We start from the raw sequence: 916 nt of genomic DNA on the forward strand, positions 1-916 counted from the left end.
CTCCAAAACCACTACGACACCGCCGACATCCTGCCGCTCACCGCACTCCAAGAAGGACTGCTCTTCCACGCCACCACCGCTCGGGATCTCGGCGATCTGTACGCGATGCAACTCGACGTCACGGTCGCCGGCCCACTCGACCCGCGCCGGCTGCACGACGCCGTCCGCGCCGTCGTCGAGCGCCACCCCAACCTGGCCGCTCGGTTCTGCCGGCAGTTCGACCAACCGGTTCAAATCATTCCGGCCCACCCCTTGGCGGTATGGCGATACGAGGCCGTCGAAGCCGATGATCGGATCGAAGGGATTTGCGCCGACGAACGGGCCGCGGTCGGTGACCTCACCGCCGGACCCGTCTTCCGGGTTGCTCTGCTTCGCACCGGAGAGAGCCTCCATCGAATTGTGCTGACGTTCCACCACATCGTGCTCGACGGGTGGTCGCTACCGATCCTGCTGCACGAGATTTTCGGCTGCTACCAAGGCCGGCAACTGCCGGCCGCGACACCCTATCGCCGGTTCGTCAGCTGGCTGGCCGAGCGCGACCTCGACGCCGCCCGCGACGCCTGGGCCCAAGCGCTCGCCGGCCTTGACGCCCCCACCCTCGTCGGTCCGCCGGGCCGGCTCAAGCCCGGTCCCAAGAGCACCAGTTCGTTCGCCATACCGCCAAGGGGTGGGCCGGAATGATTTGAACCGGTTGGTCGAACTGCCGGCAGAACCGAGCGGCCAGGTTGGGGTGGCGCTCGACGACGGCGCGGACGGCGTCGTGCAGCCGGCGCGGGTCGAGTGGGCCGGCGACCGTGACGTCGAGTTGCATCGCGTACAGATCGCCGAGATCCCGAGCGGTGGTGGCGTGGAAGAGCAGTCCTTCTTGGAGTGCGGTGAGCGGCAGGATGTCGGCGGTGTCGTAGTGGTTTTGGAG

At 67.6% G+C, this 916-nt stretch carries 2 protein-coding genes; one reads left to right on the forward strand and one right to left on the reverse strand.

What is annotated here, in order from left to right; all coding sequences use genetic code 11:
- On the forward strand, nt 1-681 hold a 681-nt coding region (locus tag A9X03_RS09710), incomplete at its 5' end, for a condensation domain-containing protein (protein WP_156746517.1).
- Here the strand turns inward: A9X03_RS09710 and A9X03_RS30820 are convergent.
- Nucleotides 620-889, reverse strand: a complete 270-nt coding sequence (locus A9X03_RS30820; RefSeq protein ID WP_369831263.1) for a condensation domain-containing protein — start codon at nt 887-889, stop codon at nt 620-622. The two genes, A9X03_RS09710 and A9X03_RS30820, sit on opposite strands and share 62 nt — an antisense overlap.
- Nucleotides 890-916 lie beyond the last annotated feature (27 nt).

This window comes from Mycobacterium sp. E1715 (assembly GCF_001667625.1).
GTDB lineage: Bacteria > Actinomycetota > Actinomycetes > Mycobacteriales > Mycobacteriaceae > Mycobacterium.